We start from the raw sequence: 24,548 nt of genomic DNA, 5'->3' as shown, positions 1-24,548 counted from the left end.
AGAATCGAATGTGTAAAGGCGCTGCGGCGACTGTCCCCGCAGCCTGCCTGCATCGTTTCTTGCAATACACCACGAGCACACATGAACTTCACAGACTTTGAGAAGATTGCCAAGTATCTGGCTGTCCCGCTGGTGCTAGTGGGCTTTGTCCTGATGCTTGTCTTTGGCATCCACACTAAGCTCATTGACTCTAAGCTGCTGCAACCGCCTTCACCAGAGGAGTCAGGCATGATCATCAAGTTGATGCTCGCCTATGGCTTCCAGCTTGGGATGAGTGTGACGGTGCTTGGCTTTTTCCTTGCGGTTTGGAACAAATACATGGACAAGGCACCGGCAGTTGATGCGGGAAAGCTGGCCGTAAAGCTATTGCAAGGGCAGTTGGAGGCCAAAGACGAGCAGATCAAGGCATTAACGGAAGCAATTGCTGCTCTGTCCAAGACGGATGCGCCACCAAAGAGCATCAACGAAGCCTTGAAGGCTTTGGAGCAGGGGCGTACCGAACTGGCTCAAGCCATCTTTGCTGAAGTGCTGAAGACCAAGGAGGCAGAAGGAAGGAAGGCGAACAAGGAAGCAGCCGCCGCCGCCCGGCATTTGGGCGCATTGGCCTTTATGAGCGATACCAAGGCAGCCCTAACTGCATATCAGAAGGCTGTGGAGCTTGACCCGGACAATGCGGAGGGCTGGAATATGCTTGCCACCTTACTCCTCCGCACAGGGGAATTTGCGCAGGCCGAAGAGGCATACTACAAGGTGCTGGCCTTGGGCGAGGCAAATCAGGACAACGAGCTACAGGGAATCGCTATTTGTAATCTGGGCAATGTGTATCGCACACGCGGTGAGCTATATAAGGCGGAGGAGATGTACATAAAAGCACTTGCGATCCACGAAACCTTGGGGCGCAAGGAAGGCATGGCGAAAGATTACGGGAATCTGGGTAATGTGTATAGGATACGTGGCGAGCAGGGCAAGGCAGAGGAAATGTACAAAAAGAGCCTTGAGATCAGCGAAGCCTTGGAACTGACGGAAGCAACAGCGAACCAGTACGCCAATCTGGGTAATACACACTTTACGCGCGGCGAGATGGACGAGGCAGAGGAGATGTACATGAAAGCACTTGCGATCCACGAAACCTTGGGGCGCAGGGAATGCATGGCGCAAGATTATGGCAATCTGGGCAATATGTATGCAAGACGCGGCGAGATGGGCAAGGCGAAAAAAATGTCCAAGATGTGCATTGAGATCAGCGAAGCCTTGGGGTTGAAGGAAACATCAGCAATACAGTATGCTAATTTGGGTAGTATACACTTCAAACACGGCGAATTGGGCAAGGCGGAGGAGATGTACAGAAAGAGCCTTGAGATCAGCGAAGCCTTGGGGCTAAAAGAAGCAACGGCGAGCACATACGGAAATTTGGGCAGCGTGTATGTGACATACGGTAATTTTGATCAGGCGGAAGCAGCTTGGAAGAGGAGCCTGCACCTGTATCAGAAAATGAAACACCCTAAGGCCAAGTTGCTTCAGCAAGCACTGGATGATATAGCCCAGCGCAAAGCTGGTGTCAGCCGATAGATGGATGTTTCAGAAGCAGCAAAGATTCCTCGTTGTGCTCGGAATAACCATAAAAATTTTCCTTGTAATTGATTTTGAATAGACCGTAACATGGAAAAACTCATCCGCTTTGACTGGGCTATCAAAAAGCTGCTGCGCGACAAAGCCAATTTTTCCGTTCTGGAAGGCTTCCTCACTGCCGTGCTTGATGAAGATGTCACCGTCGTCAATCTCTTGGAGAGCGAAAGCAATCAGGAAGACAGCCTCGATAAATTCAACCGCGTTGATTTGCTGGTTGAAAACAGCAAAGGCGAGTTGCTGCTGATTGAAGTGCAGGTGAAATCGGAATACGATTTCTTCCACCGCATCGCCTACGGTGTCGCCAAACTGATGACCGAATATTTAGAAAAAGGCCAGCCGTACCGGGAAATCAAAAAAATCATCTCGGTCAGCATCACCTATTTCAGTCTTGGCATCGGCACAGATTATCTCTATTACGGCTCCACCAATTTTGTCGGCGTTCACAGCAAAGATATACTCAGCCTGAGCAACAGACAGCAGGAGCTGTTCGGCATCAGCGATGTGCGCAAAATATTTCCTGAGCATTACCTTATTCGCGTTGAGGATTTCCCCGATAAAGTGCAGTCTGGATTGGATGAATGGATTTACATGCTCAAGCACAGCGAAGTGCGCCCTGATTTCAGGGCCAAGCATATCCAAGAAGCCTCGGCACGGCTGCGGATGATGAATTTAGATGAGCCGCAGCGCAAAGCCTATGATGAATATATGCTAAATATGTCGTATCAGCAGTCCATGCTCTGGTCTTCAAAGGAAGAGGGACGCACCGAAGGGAAATACGAAGAAAAAATCGCTATTGCCCGCAATCTGCTGGCGCATGGCGTTGCATCGGCGGTCATCGCTGCCAGCACGGGATTATCTGAAGAAGAGATTGCCAAACTTCGGCAGCGAGCAGTCAAAAGGCATCCTGATTGACTTCCTCAATGCCGTGATTGACTTTGAAGATGCGCAAATTACCGACCTGACCATAGTTGATCCGTATCAGGTGCCGCTATTAAAAGGCATGAAAGACAGCTATGTGGACGTGAAGGCGGTGCTGTCCAATCAGCGCAGGGTGATCGTCGAGATGCAGGTGCTGAATGTCGAGGGCTTTGAGAAGCGGGTGTTGTACAACGCCGCCAAACTTTACTCATCTCAGCTCAAACGCTCGCAGCACTACGCCAGCTTGGAGCCGGTCATAGCCCTGACCATCACCGACTTTGCGATGTTCCCTGAGTTCGGCAAGGCTATTTCGTATTGGGATCTCAGAGAAAAAGAGCAGCTTGTTCAGTACAATGGCGACATTGAGCTGATCTTCATCGAGCTGCCAAAATTCAGCAAAAGCGAGACTGAGCTGGATTCCGTCACCGATAAATGGATATACTTCATCAAGCACGCTGGCAGCCTTGACTTCATCCCCAAGACCTTCACTGAGCCGCCGCTGCTTGATGCCTTTGATTTGGCCAACACTGCCGCCCTGAACGAGGAGGAGCTGGAGATGCAGTTCAAACGCCGGGACTTCATCATGCTCCAGCAGGGAGCGCTGGCCAAGGCGGAGAAGGATGGCTTGGCGAAGGGCATGGCACAAGGCATGGAACAGGGAAAACGTGAGGAGAAGCTCGCTGTTGCCCGCAGCCTGCTGGCGCACGGTGTCGCGCTGGAGGTTATTGCTGCCAGCACTGGCCTGTCCGGCGAGGAACTGGCCAGCTTACAGGAGCAGAAACAACAAAATTTAATGAAGGAAAGCAAGTCGCATGAATAAAAATATCGCTTTTTTTTATCTGAAAAAGATAAAATATGCTCTGATGGGCAGCAGGGTTCAATTTGTTGCTAAATTTTTTTACGATTTTGTTATTTATCTTGAATTGGCACTGCAAAATTTTCTTGATTCACTAAAACCTGCCGCTCCAAGCAACAGCGAGCTGCTGAATGAACTAACGATTGTTATAAAAACATTTGAACGTTACAAAGCACTTGTCCGTCTTCTGCGGAGTATAAGGAAATATTATCCATCTATTAAAATTATTGTAGTTGATGACAGTCTGCATCCAGAAGAAGTCAAGAGCGTTGAGAAGATAACCATGCCATATAATTCAGGCATATCCGCAGGACGAAATGCGGCGTTAGGTTGCGTTGCAACAAAGTACACGCTTTTTTTAGATGACGATTTTGTCTTTTTCAGAAAAACAAAGATAGAGGATAGTCTTTATTTGATAGATTCTGATTCAAGAATTGATATATTAGGAGGAAAGGTGATTGACCTTCCTTTTTTTACAATTCATGCTTACAGCAAGATAGGTTTGTATCCGACTGATTCTCAGCCTGTGGCTCCAATCGGCAGCAAAATTTCAGGCCTTCCTGTTTACGATAAAGTGCCAAATTTTTTTATCTGCAGAACAGACAGGATAAAAAAAGTCGGCTGGGACAACAAGCTTAAAAAATTAGAACATGCTGATTTCTTCACACGGGCGAGAGGTGTTCTGCTTACTGTATATGATGAAAAATTCGCCTGCCTGCATGCACCAACTCCATTTGATGGCAAATACATGAAACTTAGAAATGATTGCGCTGTTGAACGGTTCATTCTCATGAAAAAATATTTCAGTAAGAATGCAACACCACAATAACCAAGCAAACAGGGAGGGTGCCAAAATGAGCCTGATAGCGTGGGACGAGAGCTTGAGCGTCAATGTGGCGGAGATCGACAGCCAGCACCGCAAGCTGGTGGCGATGATCAACGAGCTGCACGACGCAATGAAGAGCGGCAAGGGGAAGGATGTGCTGGGCAGGATCCTCAGCGGCCTGATCAGCTACACCGACACCCATTTCAAGGCGGAGGAGAAGTACTTCGCCCAGTTCAAATACCCGGACACAACGGCGCATGTGAAGGAGCACGCCGCCTTTGTCAAGAAGGTGACTGAGTTCCAGATCGACTTTGAGGGAGGCCGCCTGACGGTCTCCATAGACACCCTGTACTTCCTGCGCGACTGGCTGCAAGGCCACATCAAGGGCACAGACAAGAAGTACAGCGCATTCTTCAATGAGAACGGCCTGCGCTGATCCGCGGCCGGCAACCACGACACAAGGCAAGGCATGACCACAGTAGAAGCAGCGCAGGACGAAGTCCTGCCCGAAGCGATTCAGACCGTTGACATAGAGAAGGAGCTGCGCAAGTCCTATCTGGACTACGCCATGTCCGTGATTGTCGGCCGCGCCCTGCCTGATGTGCGCGACGGCCTCAAGCCGGTGCACCGGCGCTGCCTCTACGCCATGCGCGAGCTGGGCACATTCCACAACCGGCCCTACGTCAAGTCGGCCCGCATCGTCGGCGACGTGATCGGCAAATACCACCCGCATGGCGACACGGCGGTGTACGACACCATCGTGCGCATGGCCCAGGACTTCTCGCTGCGCTATCCGCTCGTGGACGGCCAGGGCAACTTCGGCTCCATGGACGGCGACTCGGCGGCGGCCATGCGCTACACCGAGGCCCGCATGAGCAGGCTGGATCAGGAGCTGGTGGCGGACATCGAGAAGGACACGGTGGATTTCATTCCCAACTATGACGGCTCGCAGCAGGAGCCGACCGTCCTGCCCTCGCGCATCCCGAACCTGCTTCTCAACGGCTCGGAAGGCATCGCGGTGGGCATGGCCACCAAGATTCCGCCGCACAATCTGAGCGAGCTGATGGACGGCCTGCTCGCGCTGATTGACCGGCCCGGCATCAGCGTGCTGGAGCTGCTGGAGCAGATCAGCGGCCCGGACTTCCCCACCGGCGGCTTCATCTGCGGCAGAGCGGGCATCCGCGAGGCCTACGAGACGGGACGCGGCAGGATCGTCATGCGCGGCAGGCTGCACGTGGAGCGGCGCAAAAAGGGCGAAGGCGAGGCCATCGTTGTTACTGAGGTGCCCTATCAGCAGAACAAGGCCGATCTTGTGCAGCGCATCGCTCTGCTGATGAAGGAGAAGCGGCTGCCGGGCATTGCCGAGGTGCGCGACGAGTCTGACCGCGACGGCCTGCGCATCGTCATGGATCTGAAGCGGGACGAGAACCCGGACGTGACCATCAACCAGCTCTACAGCCTCACGCCGCTGCAAAAGAGCTTCGGCGTGATCATGCTCTGCATCGTCAACGGCAGGCCAGAGATACTTAACCTCAAGCAGCTGCTCGTTCACTTCTTGGAGCACCGGCGCACGGTGGTGTACCGCCGCACCGCCTTTGACTTAGGCAAAGCTGAGGAGCGCGCCCACCTCTTAGAAGGGCTGAAGATCGCTCTCGACAATCTCGACGCGGCGGTGGACATGATCCGCGCCGCTGCTGGCCCGCCGGAGGCCAAGGCCGGGCTGATGGAGCGCTTCGCTCTGTCCGAGCTGCAAGCGCAAGTGATCTTGGACATGCGCCTGCAACGCCTCACCGGCTTGGAGCGCGACAAGATCATGCAGGAGTATGCGGAGATCCTTGAGCGCATCGCCTGGCTGAAGAAGGTACTGGCGGACGACGCGCTGGTCATGCAGATCATCCGCGACGAGTTCCGCGAGATCCGCGAGCAGTACGGCGACGCGCGGCGCACGGAGATCATCGAGGCGGCGGATGAGATACTGCCGGAAGACATGATCGCCGACGAGGAGATGGTGGTCACCGTCTCGCACAATGGCTACATCAAACGCGCCGCGCTCAGTCTCTACCGGGCGCAGCGGCGCGGCGGCAAGGGCGTGGCGGGCATGGCCGATGTCAAGGACGACTTTGTCTCCGGCCTGTATGCCGCCTCGACGCTCGACACCTTCCTCTTCTTCACCAACCGGGGCCGCGTCTTCTGGCGCAAGGTCTATGAGCTGCCTGAAGGCGGGCGTACAGCGAAAGGCCGGGCAATAGTCAATCTGCTGGAGCTGGCCGAGGGCGAGAAGGTGGCGGCCATCCTGCCCATAGCTGATCTTGCCCATGCTGACGAGGCCCTCTCCATCCTCACGGTGACCAAGAAAGGCATCGTCAAGAAGACCAGCATCGCTGAGTACAAGCGGCCCATGCGCAAGGGCAAGATCGGCCTGACCATCCGCGAGGACGACGAGATACTCTGCGCGGCTGTCACTTCCGGCGAGGACGAGGTCTTCCTTGTCACGCGGCACGGCCAGTCCATTCACTTCCATGAGGATGACGTGCGCGAGATGGGCCGCGTCGCCAGCGGGGTCAAGGGCATCACGCTGGTGGACGAGGACGAGGTGGTCGGCGCGGTGGTGCTGAAGAAGAGCGACTGCGAGTCCACGTCCATCCTCACTGTGACTGAGAATGGTTACGGCAAGCGCACAGCCATCTCTGAGTACCGCCTGCAAAGCCGTGGCGGCAAGGGTGTCTCCACCATCAAGACCAGCGAGCGCAATGGCTTGGTGGTCGGCGCACTGCAAGTGGAGGACAGCGATCAGGTCATGCTGATCGCCAACTCGGCCAAGGTGATCCGCCTGCCCATGGACTCCTTCCGGGTGATTGGCCGCAACACGCAGGGCGTGCGGATGATCAATCTCGGCGAGGGCGAAAAGGTAGTGGACATGTCCATCTTGGCGCGCTCATCCGGCGATGTGGAGGCAGAGGAAGACGGCGCGGAGGACAGCGGGGAGAGTGATAGAGCTGGAGCAGAATAGCAAGTGAGCACCACGCCGAAGCAGAATGAGCGAGCTTGCGCATTGCAGCCCCCAAAGCCGACATTGTGGATTTGCCGCGAAAGCAGTTGTGCATAGGGGGCTTTGATGTTCGGATTACGCCGAACGGCCACAACAGCGGCCATGTGCGGCACAGCCCGAAGTTTGGCCGGACCTGTCTTCGAGAGGTGCCCGGCCCAAATAAGCGGCGAGCTGCTCGGCAGATTGAAAATGGCGGGCTTTCATGACTGCGGGCATCTTGCTGCCGGTCTGCGGCCCGACCGCCGGAATGTTGACCAGCAGCTCCATGTCCTGCTTCATGCCGGGATGACTGTCAATATGGTCATTGATCCTCAACCGTCTGCTGGAGCCGCTTGATATACGCTGCATGAAAGCTGACAGCATCAAGAATGGATGCAGGACACGAGGCGGCGTGTCGGCGGCTTCGGCATCAAATCTGCTTCATTGAGAAAAATGCAGCTTAGTTGACATCATGCTCTTCGCAGCATAGCATTGGTCAGCTAAATTTGGAGTGCGGCAAGCCCAGCGGTCAAATTCCTGCCTCAGGCTCAACGGCCTTGGGATAGGAGCCGAGCCATTCATAATAGGAGCATATCTGCTTCAAGGCCTCGCAGCCGTCCTGAATCACCGCGTCTTCAATGTGGCCGATCAGGTCCATGAAGAAGAGGTACTGCCAGCGTTTGCCCTTCATTGGCCTGGATTCAATCTTGGCCAGATTGATGCCTTTGTCGGACAGGATGGTCAACGCCTCCTTCAGCGCGCCGGGCTTGTCCGCCAAGCCGAGCAGAAGCGAGGTCTTGTCGCTGCCGCTGCGCGAGTGCGAGTGATTGCTGATGATGAGAAAGCGCGTGGTGTTGCCCTGATAGTCCTCAATCCCCGGCACCGCGACCTGCACCGCGTAGAGCTTCACCGCCAAGTCGCTGACGATTGCGCCGATGTTCGGATTCTCCGCCGCCATCTGCGCCGCAGCGGCGGTGGAAGGCATGGTCAGAGTGGAAATACCGGGCAGGTGCTTGCGCAGCCACTCGCGGCATTGCGCCAGCGGCTGGGCGTGCGAGGCCACAGCCTGAATGTCCTCAATCCTGCCGGAGCTGCACACGAGATTGTGGCGGATAGGCAGTTGCAGCTCGCCGCAAATCTTGACCTTGTACTTCATGAACGAGTCCAGCGTCCAGAAGACCGAGCCTTCGGTGGAGTTCTCCACCGGCACCACGCCGTGCTGCACCCGGCCCTTCTCCACCTCGTTGAAGACATCCTCGATGGACTCCGCTGGGCGGTAGAGGGCGGACGTGCCGAAATGCCGCACCCCGGCAAGGTGGGTGAAGGTGCCCTCCGGCCCCAGAAAGGCGACTTCGTCCTGTTTCTGGGCCAAGCGGCAGGCGGTGATGATTTCATGAAAGACGCTGCGCACAGCGTCTTCCGGGAAGATGCCGCTGTTTTCTTCCAAGAGGCGGGCGTAAATGGCGCGTTCGCGCTGCGGATCCCAAGTCAGCAGATTGGACTGCGCCTTGAGCCTGCCGATTTCCTTAGCGCAGCTCAGGCGCTCCTGAAGCAGGCGGAGGATATTGCTGTCTATCTCGTCAATCCGCTGGCGGACGTGGGGGATGGTTGTGGTGATTTCAGTCATTGGCGTTTGTTAATTCAGGTGAAAGAGATGCTTGCAATTCCTGATCTTCTGTCAGAATTTTTCTGCCATTGCAAATTTATCCTTGATTTCATATTACATCTCCGCCCGAAGGCGTTCAATCGTCTCTTTGCCGATACGGTGTATCTGCAAATCAGCTCGGCAGGCATGCCGTTACAGCATGATTCTGGCGGGTTCGAGTTTAGTCTTCCACGCAATGCCTTGCTCTATGCCGATAGCAATTCCCTGCGCAAGTCGGCCCTTCACCCTATTCCTCGGCCTTGATGCCCAATGCCTTCAGCTTCTTGTGCAGATGGCTGCGCTCCAGGCCGATTGTCTCCGCCGTCTTGGAAATGTTGCCGCCGCATTCTTCCAGCTTTTTGCAGAGATAATCGTGCTCAAATTGCCGCCGCGCCTCCTTGAAGCCGAAGCGGCACCAATCCGGCAGGCTGACAGACTGAATGGGCCGTGCCGCGCTGGGCTGAAGAAAGAAGCTCACATCCTCGGCGGTGATAAGCTGGCCGGGAGTCATGATCACCAACCGCTCGATCAGGTTGCGCAGCTCGCGGATGTTGCCGGGCCAGCTGTGGCGCATGAGCAGGGCCAGCGCACCGTCGTCTAAACGCTTCTCGCCCAAGCCCCGGCTGCGGAGCTGGCGGAGGAATTCCGCCGCAAGGAGCGGGATGTCCTCCAGCCGCTCCTTCAAATCCGGGATGCGCAGCGGGATGACGTTCAGGCGGTAGAAAAGGTCGGCGCGGAAATTTCCAGCTTTGATTTCCTGCTCCAAATCCTTGTTGGTGGCTGCCAGGATGCGCACATCCACCTCAATCATCCTGCCGCCGCCGACCCGCTCGAAGTTCTTCTCTTGCAGGACGCGCAGCACCTTGGCCTGACTCTTCAGGCTCATGTCGCCGATTTCATCGAGAAAGAGCGTTGAGCCGTCGGCCTGGTCAAATTTGCCCTGCTTGGCCTTGTCCGCGCCGGTGAAGGCCCCTTTCTCATAGCCGAAAAGTTCGGACTCAATCAGCTCCTCTGGGATGGCGGCGCAGTTGACCGCGACCATCGGGCTGGCGGCGCGGGACGACTGGCGGTGCACAGCCTGCGCGGCCAGCTCCTTGCCGGTGCCGTGGCCGCCGAGAATCAGCACGGAAGCGTCTGTGGGCGCGACCCGCTCGATCTGCCGCCGCAGCTGGCGGATGGCTTGGGATTCGCCGATAATCGCCGCTCCGGCAGGCGCGGCCTCGCGCAGAAGGCGGTTCTCGCGCTCCAAGCGGGCCAGCCGCAGGCCCTGGTTGACCGCCAGCACCACCTTGTCATAAGAGAGCGGCTTTTCTATGAAATCGAAGGCGCCGATGCGGGTGGTCTGCACTGCGGTCTCAACGCTGCCATGACCGGAAATCATGATCACCGGGGCCTCGCTCCAGTTCTGCCGGATGCGCTTGAGGGCTTCGATGCCGTCCATGCCCGGCAGCCAGATGTCTAAAAGAATCAAATCAACGTCCTGCCGCGCCAGCAGGTTCAGCCCCTCTTCGGCGGAGGCGGCGGTCAGCGGCTGAAAGCCCTCGTCCTCCAGAATGCCGGAGAGGCTCTCGCGGATGGCGCTTTCGTCGTCAATGATCAGGATGCTTGCGGACATGCTGGCTCCTCGCGGAGAAAGGGCAGCTCCACGATGACCGTCGTGCCGGTCGGGGCATTGTCCTGCACGCGGATGGAGCCGTTGTGTTCGGAAACGATGGTGTTGGCAATGGCCAAGCCAAGACCGGTGCCGGATTTGCGGGTGGAGAAGTAGGGTTCAAAGAGCCGCCGCTTGACCTCCTCCGGGATGCCGGGGCCGTTGTCGCTGACTGAGACGCTGACCGTTTCCTCATTCTGGTCAAGGCTGATGGCGAGGCTGACCGCGCCGCCGCTGCTGAGGACGCTGACCGCGTTGTCTAAAAGATTGATCAGCACGCGGCGGATCTGCACCGGATCAAAGGAGAAGGGCGGAACCTGGCCGCGCTCCAATTGAAAATCAATGTGCTTGCAGCCCTCGCGGTAGAGCACCAGCGTGTCAGCGGCCAGCGCGGTTAAATCCGCCTGCTGCTTCTTGATGCGCGGCATCCGGGCGAAGTCGGAGAATTCAGTCACCAGCCGCTTGATCTCGTCCACCTGCTGAATGATGGTCGCTGTGCACTGATCGAATATCTCCCGGTCCTTGCTGATGCTTTCCAGATACCGCTTGCGCAGCCGCTGCGCCGAAAGCTGGATCGGCGTGAGCGGGTTTTTGATCTCATGGGCGATGCGGCGGGCCACTTCCTGCCAGGCTGCGATGCGTTGGGCCTTCTCCAGCTTGGTCAAATTATCAAAAACAATGACGTAGCCGATGGGCCGCTCGCGGTCATCGAGCAGGCGGGTGATGTTGACTAAGAGCGAGTAGGTCTCGCCCTTGCGCACCGTCAGGCTGAGATGCCGCTCAATGCTCCGCTGGCCGGACTCGCGCAGGTCGCTGAAAAACTGCTCCAGCATCGCCGCGTGCGAGAGGGGCAGCACCTCATGGAAATCGCGTTGCAGGAAGAGCGCGGGGTCTATGCGCAGCAGCTTTTCGGCAAAGGGATTGATGATCGTGACCTGATGCTGCTCGTTGATGGCGATAACCCCGGCGGCCACGTTGCGGAGGATGGCCTCCAGATAGCGGCGGCGCTGCTCCGAGATCTGATTTGACTCCTGCAAGGCCTGATGCGCTTCAGCTAGCTGGCTGTTGCTGGCCAAAAGGTCGGCGGTCATTGAGTTGAAGGAATCCACCAGCAGGCCCAGCTCGTCGTCCGAGTCCTTCTCGATGGTGAAATTCAAATCCCCTTCGGCAATGCGCTGGGTGGCGATCGCCAGCTTGTTGATGGAGCTGGTCATTGAGCGGGCGATGTAAAAACCGAACCAAATCGCCCCGAAGAGAATCAGCAGGGTGATGATCAGCAGCATGAGGATTAAACTCAGCTTGATCGGCGCCTTGAACAGAACAAGCTGCTTATAGCCAGTGATGCCTTGCGAAACCGACTGCATCAGGGCTAACTGCTCTGACGGAATGAGCAGGCTGGTGATCAGAAAGGCGCGGCTGCCGTCTTTGAACTGCATCGGCGCAGCAGCCTGCACCAGCTCGCCGATGCCGACCTGCCGGGTGACGATCTCCGGGCTGCGGCTGCTTTCTGCCCGGCGCAGTGCCTCGCTGGGGATGTCCGGCAGGGCGATTGCAGCCAACCGCTCCCCTTTGGCAGAGGCCCGCAGCCGCAGTTGATGATCAATCAGCACCAAGGCATCTGGCGCGCCGGAAGGGGCAAGAGCAAGGGTGTTGCTGAAGAGCTGCTGGAGACCGTCGCTGTCCTCCAGACGAATATCAATGTTTTCCAGCAGCAGACTGATCTGCCTGCCCATATTGGCGGCCCGGTTTTCGGTTTCCTGAAATATGCCTTGAGCCAGCTTGAGAGAAGATTCCAGCGAGTCCTCGACATTGCTGTTGAACCAGTAGTCCATTGAGGTGGACACTGATCCTAATGCGACTAAAAACAAGGCCGCTGTCGGGATAATCGAAAGCGAGACAAAGGCAAGCACCAATTTGGCCCGCAGCCTCGCCCCGATAATTCGGTTCCGGCATTCAAACAGCAGCTCAACCAGATTGCGGAGTATCAGGTAAAGCAGCAGCAGCAGCAGCAGGCCGTTGATGTTGATCAGGGCGAAGATCAGCACCGTGCTGGATACCGGCAGGTTGAGCTGGCCTTGCAGGAGCTGCCGCTGCATCCAGATCAGACAGGGAATCAGCAGCAGGCAGAAGGCTATGACCCAGCGGATCAGCCGCTGCTTTTTTCTGCGCTGCTCAGGGGTCAGCATCGGTCCACATGCTCAGTAGGTGAATTCGACAGTGCGCCAGTCGGTTTCAATATTCCACAGCGAAGTGAAGGGGATAATCATGTGCAGACCAAGCGGAAAAGTATTTTCCGCCAGCGTGGCCTTGATATGCAGGGCGCAGCCTGAACCAGCGGCAAGCTGATCCAGTTTAGCGATTTCAAGTCCTTTCAGCTCGGCCATCAGCCGCTGCGCCTCGCTCAGAGAACGGGTGCTGTGCGGCTGTTTTTTCTCCGAAAAAACGATCTGATATTCCCGCCGGATAGGATCGTAGCTCAGGGTGTGGCTGATATCAAGAGCGGCAAGTTCCTTGTTGAACCAATAGCTGCGGACGCGCTCCAGCTTCATGGTGAAGCGGAAGATGACAGGGATGCCGTTCTGCACCCCTTCCAGCATCTCTTTGGTGAAAGAATTTTTGACAGCGGCGGCCAGCAGCAGCCGTCCGCCAGAGGCCGTGAGCGTGATGCCGGCAACTGTCGGCTTGTCATCTTCAGCTCCTGCCGCAAACAGGACAGCGGGCAAGGCAACACAAAGAAAAAGAAAAAGAAAAAAACGTCTGCGCATACGATGTTCCGGGAATTGGCAGCAGGCTGAACGCCGCTGCTCTGAAGCGGATAAGCTGCTGCAAGGTACACTATTCCGCTGTTCTTGTCCACCGGCAGGCGGTGATTTTTCGTGCTTGACATGCTGGCGCAGGCGGCGTAATGTGCATATGTTCAAAACGTGCGGCAGCAATCGGCTGCCGCAGAAGAAAAAATTTCAGCAGAGCGAAAAAAATGGAAGCGACGATGACGCTGGCAGTGCCGTCCAATAATCCTGGCGGCTTAGATGCGGAAATTTCCGAACATTTCGGCCACTGCGATCTGTTCACCCTGATCCAAATTCAGGATGGGGCCATAGCCTCAGTGGACACAGTCGCCAATGTGGAGCATGGCGCAGGCGGCTGTGTCGGGCCGGTGAAATTGCTGCACAACAAAGGTGTCGGCGCACTGGTGGTTGGCGGCATGGGAGCGCGGCCCATGCAGGCCTGCGCGGATGTGGGCATTGCGGTCTATCGTGCTGAATTGCTTGGCCTGAAGCATGTCAAGGATGCCGCAGCCGGGCTGCTGGCAGGCAGCTTCGCCCTGATGCGGCCTGAGCAGACCTGCAAAGGCGACGGCAACTGCCACCACCATTGAGCTGCCCCGCATGTCGCCGCGCCCCCGGAAACAACGCTGCTGTGAAGGCGGCTGCCCCAGCAGCGCATTCAAACCGGTCGGCATCCCGCTGCGCAGCCTGAGGCAGATCATGCTGTTTCGCGACGAGCTGGAGGTGCTCAAGCTCTGCGATCTGGAAGGGCTGTTTCAAGAACAGGCTGGGGAGCGGATGGGGGTTTCGCGAGGAACAGTGCAGCGGCTGCTTGCTTCCGCCCGCCAGAAAACTGCTGATGCGCTGGTCTCCGGCGCGGCCTTGATTTTCGAGGAGGATGAACTGACAGAAAAAAAAGCCTGATCCCGGAAAGGATCAGGCTCTGCCCGTCGTCAGAACGAACTCAGTTTTTACCTTCGTCCTTCTTGTCGTCCGCTTTGTTCTCCTCTGCCGCCGGTTCCGCCTTCGGCTTTTCCTCCTGCTTCAGGATTTCCAGCAGCTCCACCTCAAATTTCAGCAGGCAGCCAGGCTGAATCACCGGCGGCGCACCCCGGTCGCCATAGGCCAGCGAGGGCGGAATGTACAGCTCAAAAGAACTGCCGACCGGCATGAGCTGGAGGGCTTCGGTCCAGCCGGGGATGACCTGATCCACGCGGAATTTGGCCGGTTCCTTGCGTTTGTACGAGCTGTCGAATTCCTTGCCGTCAAGCAGGGTGCCCTTGTACTGCACTTTGACGAGGTCGGACGAGGTCGGTTTAGCTCCGCTGCCTTCCTTGATGATTTTGTACTGAAGACCCGAAGCGGTAGTCTTCACGCCTTCTTTCGTTTTATTCTCATCAAGAAATTTTTTCGCCGCTTCTTTGTTGGCCTGCAACATCGCCATGAACTTCTGCTGCTGCCGCTTGCCGAAGTTTTCCTGCGCCTTGGCCGCCTCTTCCGCAGTCATCAGCAGTTTGGATCCGGGAGTGTAGGCATCCTTCATCGCCTGCTCAATGATGTTGAGATCAAACTCCTCGCCCAGCCCTTTCAGATAGGTGCCGAAATCCATGCCCAGGGCGTAGCTGAACCGCTGGCTTTCTGTCTCCAATTTGACCTCTGCTGCCGCCGGATGCACGGCCAGCAGCATCAGACCAGCTGCCGCATATGCTGCGAGTTTTTTCATGTTGCTGTCTCTCCTTGAAATGTTGCCGCAGCCAGGCGGAATGCGCGGCGCGCCGCTGCCTGGCAGGATTTTTAAAAGAAATTGTACATCATCCTGGCTGAAAAAAAAAAGAACTTTTCGTTTCCGCCGAGAAAATCAAGGTGGAAACAAAAAGTCAGACAAAGGAGAGGCCGCAGTCAGGGCAGGAGTCGTGCGTGGTTGAAAAGTGGCAGCCGCAGGCTGGACAGAGGGCAGTTTCGGCTTCCGCGTCAAAAACTGCGCCAGCGGCGGCAACGTCATGATCGCGCAGCCCGGTGCTGCGGACATACTCTGCGGCAAGTGCCGCAGCGGCAGCCTCATAATCGCTGCTTCTGATTTGAATCAGCAAGTTAGGGCCGCCGCAGCCGCCGCTGGCGCAGGATGATGAGGACTCGCCTGCCGCCAAGGAAGGAATGCCCGCCCGCTTCAGCATCGCCTGCACCATCTGCATCTGCACCACCGGCCCTTTCTGGATGGTGACCAACTCATCATCCGGGCTGATCGGTCGGCGGGGCGCAGCAGCTTGCCCTCGCTGCTGTGCCAGCAGCTCTTTACCACTGAGCAAAGGAACAACGCAGGCGGCGCAGCGGACTATGTCCGCCCGGTATTCGTCACCACACTGCGGACAATACTGCAACTCAGGTGATATGTTCTGGTGCCGCATGATTCACCGCTGGATTTGAACTGTCACCGCCGGAATTTCTGTTTTTGCCAAGACGATATCCGTTTTGCCGTCGGCGCCGGCGGAGCCAAGCCAGCCAAGCAGCACCAGCGCACTCACCGCGAAAACATAAACAGCCAGCATCAGAGAGCCAGGGTCAACGGCAGGAAGGCTGCCAAGTTTGTTTGCTTTTTTTGTGGTCATGATTGTTCTCCATCTAAGAATTCTTCCTGTCAGTATTTTTATCAATGACCATGACCATTCCGCCGCTGAATCATGACGCGTCGGAGAAGAAAGGTGACGAATCATGACAACGCATTCCGAACTGGCGGAAAAGAAAAATCTGTGGTAACGTTTTAAAAAAACAGCATGACCGCTTATTTCGCCCGCAACATTCCGCCATGACCTACCGCATCGCCTTGGTTGAGGATGACCCACGGCTTCAGGCCAATTATGCCCAAGCCCTGCACCGGGAAGGCTATGAAGTCAGCAGCTACAGCAGCAGACAGGAGGCAATGACCGCTTTCAGCCGTTCGCTGCCTGATCTGGCCATTTTAGACATCATGCTCGGCGAGGAGATGGCTGGCGGCTTCGAGCTGTGCCAGCATCTGCGCTCGCTTTCGCCAGTGATTCCGATCATTTTCCTCACCGCCCGCAATTCAGATGTGGACCGGGTTTCCGGCCTGCGGCTCGGCGCATGGGATTATCTGACCAAGGACACCACCACCTTGGATTTTCTGCCGGCCCGCATTTCCGCCCTGTTCCGCACGGTCGAAGCCCTGCGCAGCAGTCCGGCCAACAACCGGATCATTGAGCATCAAGATTTGCGTATTGACGAGGACCGCAAAGAGGTGCACTGGAAAGGCGAGCCGGTCAGCTTGACTCTGACGGAATTTTGGATACTGCTTTGCCTGGCGCGGCGGCCCGGCCATGTCAAAAATCATGATCAGCTCATGGAGGCGGCCAGCGTGATCGTGACCAACAACGCCATCGCCGCCCATATCCGCCGCATCCGGGACAAGTTCCGGGAAGCTGACCCAGAATTCAACGCCATCCGTTCGGAATACGGCATGGGCTACCGCTGGCAGCCCTGAATCGGTGCGCATTTCCCTCCGCTCTAAACTGGCGCTGCTCTCGCTGTTGCTGCTGCTCTTCCCGCTGCTGGGAATGCGGCTGAACAGCACGCTCAAGCGCAGCCTGATGATCAGCCAGAAAGACACCCTCAATTTCACGGCGCAGGCCGTCGCGGCCGCCCTCACCAACCGCAGCGACCTGTTTGACCGCGAGCAGTTCCGCTCACTCAACCAAAGCCGCGATCTCTACCTGTTTCAGCTTTCCAACACCATCCGGCTGGACGGCAATGTGGATGACTGGCAGCCAGAACTGGAGCAGGCGAAAACCTTTGGTCAAGAGCATCTGCTCAGTCCGCAAGAGGGATATTTGCCGCAAACCCTCAGCTTCCGTCATCTGACCGGCAAGCAGGACAAATATCTCTACGCTTTTTTTGATGTGCAAGATGACCAGGTCATCTACCGCAGCCGCAGCTCGCTCCGCCTTGATCGTTCCGACCATCTTCAGTTGGTGATTGAAGATGAGCAAGGCCAGCGGCGGTATTTGATTTCTCCGTATGAACCAGGCTGGATCAGCCCCTTTCTCATGCCGAGCAATCCAATCAAATTTCCGGTCAGCGAGCCGCGCATTCAGGGGGTATGGAAGCAGAAAAGCGGAGGCTATGTGCTGGAACTGCGCATTCCCCTTGATCTGCTCGGCAGCAAGCTGGCCTTTATCGTAGCTGATGTGGACGATGAGCAGGAGCGGAGTGTCCGCACCATGATCGGCACCGCCAATATTTCTGCCAATCAGGAGCCGGGCTGGCTGCTTGGCACCTCCAAGCCGATAGAGGATATCCTCCGTTCCTTGGACCGGCCTTATGCCCGCATCCGGGTGGTGGATCAAAATCAGCGGGTCCGGGCGCAGGTCGGCAGTCTCCGCAATCCTGAAAATCTGTCTGAGGAGGCAGATCGATTTACCGAAATCATGCGCCAAGCTGGTGAACTGCTCCGGCCTCTGTACCGTTTTTTCACCATTGCTCCTGATGTGAAAATTCAAGAGCAGGCCTCGCAGCCGACTGAGCTGGACATGCAGGGCATCCGGGAAGGGCTGGAAGGAAGGCACACGCTCACCAAATACCTGATGGAGGACGGCCAGACCGAAGTAATGGCCGCCATTGCCCCGCTGCACGAAAACGGCAAGGTCATTGCTGCGGTGGTGGTTGAGCAGACCACCAACTCCATCCTCGCGCTCGGCAACCAGATGATTGAGGAAACGATCACCCTTTCCGTTTTGGCCTTCCTCTTCGGCGGCGGCGTGTTTTTCTTCTTCGCCTACCGCCTCTCAGGCCGGATCAGAAAACTCCGGGATCAGGCCGCGACAGCCATCACTTCGGACGGCCATCTCCGCAGCAGCCGTCCGGCGCGGCGGTCACACGATGAGATCGGTGATCTGGGCCGGACTCTGGATTCCATGCTGGAGCAGCTTCAGCAGCAGATTGAGCATCGGGAGAAGATGGCCGACAATCTGGAGCATGAAATGCGCACGCCGCTGGCCGGTGTCGCCGCTTCGTTGAAAAATCTCAAGCAGGAGCAGCGGCGGCAGCAGGAAAATCCGCCCAAGCAGATCATGGAGTACATCCGCTGGGCCGAACGCGATGTGCAGCGGCTGGAAGGCCTGCTCACCTCAATCCGCGAGGCAGCCAGTTTAAAAAATGCCCTGGTTCTCGACAGCAAAGAGCAGTTCGATCTGGGCCGGGCCGTTTCCATGTGGCTGGAGCATGGCTGGCAGTTGGCTTTCAGCGAGGTGAAGTTTCTCTATCAGCAGCCGGAGCAGGAAGCGGCAGTCGAGGGCGATCCAGTCCGCCTGCATCAGGCCCTCGACAAATTAGTTGAAAATGCGGTTTCATTCCATCTGCCGGAAACGCCGGTCGAGCTGCTGCTGGAGGAGCAGGGGGAATTCATTGTCATGCAGGTGGTCAATCAGGGGCCGACTATTGACCCTGCTGTCCAGCAGCAGATATTCAACTCCATGACAACAAATCGGCCCGTGAAAGACGACCGGCCGCACATGGGCTTGGGGCTGTATATCGTCCGCACCATTTTGGAGCATCACGGCGGCAAGGCCAGCGTGCGGAACCTTGATGACGGCAGAAGCGGCGTGGTCTTTGCCATCAGTCTGCCCAAAGCGAAACCGTAGCCGTAGCATCCGTTCATGCCTCTGTTTCCGCAAAATACTCCCGCACCGCCTCAATGCCCTGCTCGGCGATCTCCGGCGGAGGCGAGATCAGCGGGTTGTTGTCCACGAGCAGCTCGGCCAGATTGGTGAGCTGGGTGATTTCCGGCGGCAGCGTGCTGAGATGATTGCTGTGCAGATTCAGCTCAGTCAGTTCCGGCAGCCGGAAAAGCACAGGCGAGAAGGAATTGAATTTATTGCCGTAGAGGCAGAGCGATTCCAGCCCGCTCAACTTAGCGATTTCCGGCGGCAGCTCGCTGAGATGGTTGCTGTGCAGATTCAGCTCAGTCAGCCCGGTGAGCTGGAAAACTTCTGGCGGCAGCTCGGTCAGCTCGTTGTTGCCGAGACAGAGGGCGGTCAGGTTCGTCAGTTGGGTGATTTCCGACGGCAACTGGCGCAGTTTATTGCCGCCAAGATAGAGGCGGATCAGGCTGCGCAGCTTGCCAATGGTCGCGGGCAGATCGGTCAATCGGTTGTCGAGAATAGAAAAATCAGTCAGCTTGTCCAAGGTGCCAATTTCCGGCGGCAGGCTGGCCAAACGGTTGCTGTCGAGATTCAGCTCGCATAGCTCGGTCAGCTGGAAAAATTCCGCAGGCAGCCCGCTCAGGCGGTTGCCGTTGAGCGACAGCTCTTGCAGGCGGGTCAGCTTGCCGATCTCCGGCGGCAGCATTTCGAGCTGATTGTCGTTGAGATTCAGTTCGGTAAGGTGGGTGAGCTGGCCGATTTCCGGCGGCAATTCCGTCAGCAGATTGTTGGGCAGATACAGCTCCTCCAGCGCGTTCAGCTTGGCTATTTCTTTAGGAAGACAGCGCAGGCCGCAGCCGCCGAGGTTGAGCGATTTCAGCTTGGTCAGCCTGCCGATTTCCGGCGGCAGCTCAGTCAGGCAGTTGCCGCGCAGGTTCAGTTCGGTCAAATTGCTCAACCCGAAGAGTTCCTGCGGCAGCTCCTTGAGCTGGGTGCCGATGAGATTGAAACGTGCCACTTTGCTATCCGCAGCTCTTTGAATCGCCTGAAGCAGCTCTTCATGAGTCATCTTCGTTCTCCTTTAGGGAAAATTAGTTGATGGTGCATCTGTCCGCTCGATATCGCGGTGAAAAAACTCCAATTTATCGCCCGCCGTTCCGGCTAAGAACCGCCGCAGATGCTCGGTCACAGCCACGGAGCGGTGCCTGCCGCCGGTGCAGCCCACCGCGCAGCTGAAGTCCTCGCGGCCAGCCTGCCGGTGGCTGTCGAGCATGAAGAGCAGCAGCGGTTCCAAGCGGGAGAGGAATTCCCGTCCGGCCTGGCTTTCCAGCACGTAGGCGGCCACCTCCGCGTCGAGACCGCTGCGCTCCTTCAGCTCCGGCACCCAGTAGGGATTTGGCAGAAAGCGGACATCGAAGACTGTGTCCGCTTCCGGGCGGCCATATTTGAAGCCGAAGGAAAAAAGCCTGATCTTCATGCGGGCCTCCTCAGGCGGACGCGCAGAGGATTCTGATTTCCTCCGCTTTTTCGCGGATGCCGCGCCGCAGCACCTCGCGGTTGTACACCGAGATCACGTCCCGGCGTTTCAACATGCCCAGCACCCATTTGTCCTCCATATTCTCGACCACCGGAATTTCCTCAATGCCTTTGATGTCAAAAAGCTGAATTGCGTCATAGAGATTATGGTCAGGAGTCAGGGCGATGACCTCGCGGCTGCAAATTGCGCCGACAAGATGACAGCAACGCTGCTCATCGTCATGAATAATATTTTTAACATCTTGCATGGAGACAACGCCGACCATGTGTCCAGCATGATTGACCACTGGGAAATAAAATGAATCATCGGCCATAGCAAAAAGATTGAGGAGATGATTGATATTCGCTGTCTCGCTGATGAAGTCCACATCTTCAGTAATCGCTTTGCCGACTTTGATCGATTTCAGCACCGCCACTTCCCGTCCTTCGTGGATGTCTATGCCTTCGCGGGTGAAATCCACGGTGTCAATCGAATCGCCGTAGAGTTTTTCCGCAACCACGGTGCCGAGTATGGCGGTGAGCATCACCGGAATGATGATCAGATAATTGCCGGTCATTTCAAAAAGCAGGAAAATTGCGGTCATCGGCGCGTGCGTTGCGGCGGCGAGAAAGGCCCCGATGCCCACGGTGGCATAAGCCCCTGCGGTCGCGGTCTGCTCCGGCAGCAAGGCATGAGCCACACTGCCGAAGGCACCGCCGATCACCGCGCCGATGAAGAGCGAGGGCGCGAACACGCCGCCCGCGCCGCCGGAGCCGAGCGTCACAGCAGTGGCGGCGGATTTGAGCAGGATGAGGGCGGCCATCACGCCCAGCTCGCCCTTGCCGTCGAGCACTTCGGCAATGTATTCGTAGCCGTCGCCCATCACCTGCGGAAAAAAAATGCCGACGCAGCCGACAAAAAAGGCCCCGCAAATCGGCTTGAGCTGGCTGTGCAGCGGCAGAGCGGCGAAGCGGTCGCGGACAAAATAAAAAAAACGGATGTGCAGCACCGCCAAGATGCCGATAATGACAGCCAGCAGGGTGTAGAGCGGCAATTCCACCAGCGGATTGACCATGTGATACGCAGGGATGGGAAAGGCAGCCACCTCGCCGTACCAAGCCCGCGAAATCACGGTGGCCATCGCTGAGGCAATGACCAAGGCGGAAAAAGCGGCGATCTCGTAGGTGCCGAGCAGGATGATCTCCGCCGCGAAAAAGACCCCGGCCAGCGGAGCGTTGAAAATTCCGGCCACGCCGCCCGCGCAGCCTGCGGCGACATAAACCTTCATCCTCGCCCCGGAAACCCGCAGCCGCTGGCCGAATTGCGAGCCGAGTGCGCCGCCGATCTGGGCAATGGGGCCTTCCACGCCCGCTGAATTGCCGCTGCCGATGGTCAGGGCGGTGGCCGCGATTTTGATGAAAATATTCCGAGCCTTGATCACCCCGTTTTCCAAATTGACTTTGCGGAGGAACTTGGTGAAGCCGTAGCCGTTGACCTTGCCGGGAAAGAGCAGTGAAAGCGGAATCAGCAGCACCATGCCGCTCATCGGCAGCAGCGGCAGAAGCAGGCTGCGCCAGCCGCCTTCGCCGATGCGCAGGAGTTGATATCCTTGCACAAAAAGCAGCTCATGCACCAGCTTCAAGGTCTCGCGGAAGAGGATGCTGAAGGCTCCGGCCAGCAGGCCGATCAGAGCGGCGGTCAGCAGCAGGGCGGTTTTTTCACCGGGCAGAAAAATTTTCAGTTTGGCAGGCATGGCGGTCAGCTCCAGAACATTGCAGATGCAGCCGCTCCACCTTAGCAGAAAAAATCTTTCCTGCAAGCGGCTTTTTTGCTATTATTCCCCGCCGGGCTGTCAGCACTTTCCTCCGCCGACCCAAGAGCCGCGCATGAGCCTGCACAGACGACTGAAAAAAATTCTCACTCCCATCACGCTGCCGGTGCTGTTTTTCGCCGCCGCGATCTTGTTCGGCGCGATGCTGCTGCACGCCCCGTTCAGCGGCGGCACAGGGCAGGTGTCTTTTCTTGACGCGCTCTTCACCTCCACCTCGGCAGTTTGCGTCACCGGCCTTGCGGTGGTTGACACCGGCACCGCCTACAGCCGCGCCGGGCATACAATTATCATGCTGCTGATTCAAGGCGGCGGCCTCGGCATCATGACCTTCTCGACCTTGGCCTTGTACCTGTGGAAAAAGCGTGTCTCCATGACCGACAAAATCGCGGTCGGCCAAAGCATCCTCAATAACGCCAATTTTCATCTTGGCAAATTTCTTATCCAAGTTTTCGCCGTCACATTTTTCATTGAACTCTGCGGCGCGATGCTGCTTTTTTTCAGCGACCCAGAAGGATTCTCGCCCTTTTCTGCCCTCTTTCATGCAGTCTCCGCCTTCTGCAACGCCGGATTTTCCTTGAAGGCGGACAATCTGATGCGCTGGCAAGCAAGCTGGCCGATCAATTTAACCATCATGGCCTTGATTGTGCTCGGCGGTTTGGGCTTCTCCGTGATCATCGAAAGCGCATCCTTTGCTTGCTCACGCCTGCGAAAAACAAGAGCGGTGTGGAAGGACGAGTGGTACAACAGCTTAGTGATTAAAACTTCCTTTTTCCTCATCGCCGCTGGCGCGGTCTATCTGTATTTTTCCGAATTTGTCTTTTACAAGCCGTATCTTCCTGCAAGTGAGGCAGTGCTGGCCTCGCTCTTCCAGTCTGTCACCTGCCGGACAGCGGGCTTCAACACGCTGAACATCGCGGCCATGACCGATGCCTCGCTGCTCTTCATGATCCTGCTGATGTTCATCGGCGGTGCGCCCGGCTCCTGCGCAGGCGGGATTAAGGTGACTACGTTCCGGGTGTTGAACGCCTTCATCAAGGCCCAAGTTCGAGGCCGACATCAGGTGGTGATCGGCAAATACGCCGTGGACAGCGAATCGGTCAACAGTGCGCTGACTCTGCTTTTTTTCTCCGTGGCGATCATTTTTTTAAGCGTCATTGCCCTCAGCTTCACCGAAGGCGGCGGCCTGTCGCATCAGCAGACGCAGGGCAGATTTTTAGAAATTCTTTTTGAGGCGGTCTCCGCCTTCGGCACCGTCGGCCTGAGCGTGGATCTCACCCCAAAACTTTCGCCGGGCGGCAAAATCATCATCATCTGCCTGATGTTCATCGGCAGGCTTGGCCCGCTGGTGCTGCTCGGTTCGGTGCAGTCCTTCGGCACCAAGCTGCTTTATTCCCGGCCTGAAGAAAAACTGTCCATCGGCTGACTCATGAAACTGCAAATCGGCATCATCGGCTTAGGCAAATTCGGCCTGAAATTTGGCCAAACCTTGGTCACGCTCGGCCACGAAGTTTTGGGCGTGGAGAGTGACCCGGACAAGATCAAAAACGCCCAGCATGTCCTGACGCAAGTCATTCAGACGGACGCAATGAGCCGCGAGGCTCTGGAGCAGATCCGCATCCAAGACTTGGAGCACGTCTTGGTCAGCGTCGGCGACTCCATCGCCGCCAGCGTGATGATCACCATGTACCTGAAAGAGCTGGGCGTGCCCAAGGTCTGGGCCAAGGCGATCAATAAAGACCATGAAAAACTGCTCTACAAGATCGGCGCGGATGAGGTGGTGATTCCTGAATTCATGGCCGCCAAACAGATCGCCAGCCGCATCGCCATGCCCGGATTTATTGAGTATCTTTCCTTTGACCGTTCCATGGCGGTGAAGGAATTCACGGTCAAACGCTGGGCAGGCAAAAGCCTGATCGCGCTGAACCTGACCAACACCTTTGGCATCCAGATCATCGCCGTGCGCCGCAGCGGCAGCAAGCGGTATGAGTACATTCCCAAGGCCGACGAGCTGTTTCAGGAAGGCGACAACTTCGTCGCCATCGGCAAAATCTCGCAGATGACCAAGATCGTGCCCTGAGCTTTCTCATCGCCGGCATAGACGGCTCATGGTATAATGCCGACAGCGGCAAAATCAGATATCTTTTCTGGCATCTGGGAAGATCAGAACCATGAGTGAACATAAAATCCTTCCGCAGAACTTCCCGCCCCTGACCTTCACCGTGCGCATCT

24 protein-coding genes are annotated in these 24,548 nt (G+C 56.8%); 13 read left to right on the top strand and 11 right to left on the bottom strand.

Features of this window, described 5'->3' with window-relative positions; all coding sequences use genetic code 11:
• Window positions 1–81 precede the first annotated feature (81 nt).
• The 6 genes from ACNKH6_RS00520 to gyrA all read left to right on the top strand — a co-directional run bounded on the left by ACNKH6_RS00520 (window position 82) and on the right by gyrA (window position 7,239).
• The gene (locus ACNKH6_RS00520) at window positions 82–1,569 is read left to right on the top strand and encodes a tetratricopeptide repeat protein (protein ID WP_417913588.1); all 1,488 of its coding nucleotides are present in this window, start codon (window positions 82–84) and stop codon (window positions 1,567–1,569) included.
• Between the two features lie 90 nt (window positions 1,570–1,659).
• Window positions 1,660–2,541 (top strand): Rpn family recombination-promoting nuclease/putative transposase, encoded by an 882-nt coding sequence (locus ACNKH6_RS00515; protein ID WP_417913587.1) that lies wholly within the window; start codon window positions 1,660–1,662, stop codon window positions 2,539–2,541.
• Window positions 2,444–3,367: an Rpn family recombination-promoting nuclease/putative transposase gene (locus tag ACNKH6_RS00510; protein ID WP_417913586.1), complete on the top strand. Its 924-nt coding sequence runs from the start codon at window positions 2,444–2,446 to the stop codon at window positions 3,365–3,367. Before ACNKH6_RS00515 ends, ACNKH6_RS00510 begins: the two co-directional genes overlap by 98 nt.
• A complete protein-coding gene (locus ACNKH6_RS00505) occupies window positions 3,360–4,232 on the top strand; it encodes a glycosyltransferase family 2 protein (protein ID WP_417913585.1) in 873 nt (290 codons plus the stop codon). The genes ACNKH6_RS00510 and ACNKH6_RS00505 overlap by 8 nt, the downstream gene beginning before the upstream one ends.
• A gap of 25 nt (window positions 4,233–4,257) precedes the next feature.
• Window positions 4,258–4,665, top strand: a complete 408-nt coding sequence (locus ACNKH6_RS00500) for a bacteriohemerythrin (protein ID WP_417913584.1) — start codon at window positions 4,258–4,260, stop codon at window positions 4,663–4,665.
• 33 nt (window positions 4,666–4,698) lie between these two features.
• Complete coding sequence (gyrA, locus tag ACNKH6_RS00495; RefSeq protein WP_417913583.1) at window positions 4,699–7,239, top strand: DNA gyrase subunit A; 2,541 nt, start codon at window positions 4,699–4,701, stop codon at window positions 7,237–7,239.
• 114 nt (window positions 7,240–7,353) lie between these two features.
• On the opposite strand, the gene ACNKH6_RS00490 is transcribed toward gyrA, so the two are convergent.
• Both ACNKH6_RS00490 and pheA read right to left on the bottom strand, forming a co-directional pair.
• Window positions 7,354–7,482, bottom strand: coding sequence for a transposase (locus ACNKH6_RS00490; protein ID WP_417913621.1), 129 nt, complete (start codon window positions 7,480–7,482; stop codon window positions 7,354–7,356).
• Between the two features lie 304 nt (window positions 7,483–7,786).
• Window positions 7,787–8,884 (bottom strand): prephenate dehydratase, encoded by a 1,098-nt coding sequence (gene pheA / locus ACNKH6_RS00485; RefSeq protein ID WP_417913582.1) that lies wholly within the window; start codon window positions 8,882–8,884, stop codon window positions 7,787–7,789.
• 27 nt (window positions 8,885–8,911) lie between these two features.
• Between pheA and ACNKH6_RS00480 the strand changes: the two genes are divergently transcribed.
• On the top strand, window positions 8,912–9,166 hold the full coding sequence (locus ACNKH6_RS00480) for a hypothetical protein (protein ID WP_417913581.1): 255 nt from the start codon (window positions 8,912–8,914) through the stop codon (window positions 9,164–9,166).
• On the opposite strand, the gene ACNKH6_RS00475 is transcribed toward ACNKH6_RS00480, so the two are convergent.
• From ACNKH6_RS00475 to ACNKH6_RS00465, 3 genes are read right to left on the bottom strand one after another with little or no spacing between them, the layout of a single operon-like run.
• On the bottom strand, window positions 9,150–10,517 hold the full coding sequence (locus ACNKH6_RS00475) for a sigma-54-dependent transcriptional regulator (RefSeq protein WP_417913580.1): 1,368 nt from the start codon (window positions 10,515–10,517) through the stop codon (window positions 9,150–9,152). The genes ACNKH6_RS00480 and ACNKH6_RS00475 overlap by 17 nt on opposite strands.
• The gene (locus tag ACNKH6_RS00470; protein WP_417913579.1) at window positions 10,499–12,739 is read right to left on the bottom strand and encodes an ATP-binding protein; all 2,241 of its coding nucleotides are present in this window, start codon (window positions 12,737–12,739) and stop codon (window positions 10,499–10,501) included. Before ACNKH6_RS00470 ends, ACNKH6_RS00475 begins: the two co-directional genes overlap by 19 nt.
• A 12-nt stretch (window positions 12,740–12,751) precedes the next feature.
• Window positions 12,752–13,318 (bottom strand): DUF4390 domain-containing protein, encoded by a 567-nt coding sequence (locus ACNKH6_RS00465; RefSeq protein WP_417913578.1) that lies wholly within the window; start codon window positions 13,316–13,318, stop codon window positions 12,752–12,754.
• Window positions 13,319–13,530: 212 nt separating this feature from the next.
• Between ACNKH6_RS00465 and ACNKH6_RS00460 the strand changes: the two genes are divergently transcribed.
• Both ACNKH6_RS00460 and ACNKH6_RS00455 read left to right on the top strand, forming a co-directional pair.
• Window positions 13,531–13,932 carry a NifB/NifX family molybdenum-iron cluster-binding protein gene (locus ACNKH6_RS00460; protein ID WP_417913577.1) on the top strand — a complete coding sequence of 134 codons (402 nt, stop codon included), beginning with the start codon at window positions 13,531–13,533 and terminating at the stop codon, window positions 13,930–13,932.
• Window positions 13,933–13,942: 10 nt separating this feature from the next.
• A complete protein-coding gene (locus ACNKH6_RS00455; RefSeq protein WP_417913576.1) occupies window positions 13,943–14,245 on the top strand; it encodes a DUF134 domain-containing protein in 303 nt (100 codons plus the stop codon).
• 40 nt (window positions 14,246–14,285) lie between these two features.
• Here ACNKH6_RS00455 and ACNKH6_RS00450 read toward each other — a convergent pair whose 3' ends face one another.
• From ACNKH6_RS00450 to ACNKH6_RS00440, 3 genes are all read right to left on the bottom strand, one after another.
• The gene (locus tag ACNKH6_RS00450) at window positions 14,286–15,044 is read right to left on the bottom strand and encodes an FKBP-type peptidyl-prolyl cis-trans isomerase (protein ID WP_417913575.1); all 759 of its coding nucleotides are present in this window, start codon (window positions 15,042–15,044) and stop codon (window positions 14,286–14,288) included.
• A 154-nt stretch (window positions 15,045–15,198) separates the two neighbouring features.
• On the bottom strand, window positions 15,199–15,726 hold the full coding sequence (locus ACNKH6_RS00445) for a hypothetical protein (RefSeq protein ID WP_417913574.1): 528 nt from the start codon (window positions 15,724–15,726) through the stop codon (window positions 15,199–15,201).
• 3 nt (window positions 15,727–15,729) lie between these two features.
• The gene (locus ACNKH6_RS00440; RefSeq protein WP_417913573.1) at window positions 15,730–16,032 is read right to left on the bottom strand and encodes a hypothetical protein; all 303 of its coding nucleotides are present in this window, start codon (window positions 16,030–16,032) and stop codon (window positions 15,730–15,732) included.
• A gap of 92 nt (window positions 16,033–16,124) precedes the next feature.
• Here ACNKH6_RS00440 and ACNKH6_RS00435 point away from each other — a divergent pair, with 92 nt between their 5' ends.
• Window positions 16,125–16,817, top strand: a complete 693-nt coding sequence (locus tag ACNKH6_RS00435) for a response regulator (protein WP_417913572.1) — start codon at window positions 16,125–16,127, stop codon at window positions 16,815–16,817.
• Between the two features lie 4 nt (window positions 16,818–16,821).
• Window positions 16,822–18,972: an ATP-binding protein gene (locus ACNKH6_RS00430; RefSeq protein ID WP_417913571.1), complete on the top strand. Its 2,151-nt coding sequence runs from the start codon at window positions 16,822–16,824 to the stop codon at window positions 18,970–18,972.
• A 13-nt stretch (window positions 18,973–18,985) separates the two neighbouring features.
• On the opposite strand, the gene ACNKH6_RS00425 is transcribed toward ACNKH6_RS00430, so the two are convergent.
• From ACNKH6_RS00425 to ACNKH6_RS00415, 3 genes are read right to left on the bottom strand one after another with little or no spacing between them, the layout of a single operon-like run.
• A complete protein-coding gene (locus ACNKH6_RS00425) occupies window positions 18,986–20,041 on the bottom strand; it encodes a leucine-rich repeat domain-containing protein (RefSeq protein WP_417913570.1) in 1,056 nt (351 codons plus the stop codon).
• Window positions 20,042–20,053: 12 nt separating this feature from the next.
• On the bottom strand, window positions 20,054–20,449 hold the full coding sequence (locus tag ACNKH6_RS00420; RefSeq protein ID WP_417913569.1) for a hypothetical protein: 396 nt from the start codon (window positions 20,447–20,449) through the stop codon (window positions 20,054–20,056).
• Between the two features lie 10 nt (window positions 20,450–20,459).
• A complete protein-coding gene (locus ACNKH6_RS00415; protein WP_417913568.1) occupies window positions 20,460–22,241 on the bottom strand; it encodes a chloride channel protein in 1,782 nt (593 codons plus the stop codon).
• A gap of 133 nt (window positions 22,242–22,374) precedes the next feature.
• Between ACNKH6_RS00415 and ACNKH6_RS00410 the strand changes: the two genes are divergently transcribed.
• Window positions 22,375–23,742: a TrkH family potassium uptake protein gene (locus ACNKH6_RS00410; protein WP_417913567.1), complete on the top strand. Its 1,368-nt coding sequence runs from the start codon at window positions 22,375–22,377 to the stop codon at window positions 23,740–23,742.
• 3 nt (window positions 23,743–23,745) lie between these two features.
• Window positions 23,746–24,396 (top strand): potassium channel family protein, encoded by a 651-nt coding sequence (locus ACNKH6_RS00405; RefSeq protein WP_417913566.1) that lies wholly within the window; start codon window positions 23,746–23,748, stop codon window positions 24,394–24,396.
• Window positions 24,397–24,548 lie beyond the last annotated feature (152 nt).

Source organism: Candidatus Electronema sp. JM (genome assembly GCF_048287415.1).
In the GTDB taxonomy this organism is placed as follows: domain Bacteria; phylum Desulfobacterota; class Desulfobulbia; order Desulfobulbales; family Desulfobulbaceae; genus Electronema.
This window is presented reverse-complemented; position numbering and strand designations above follow the sequence as displayed.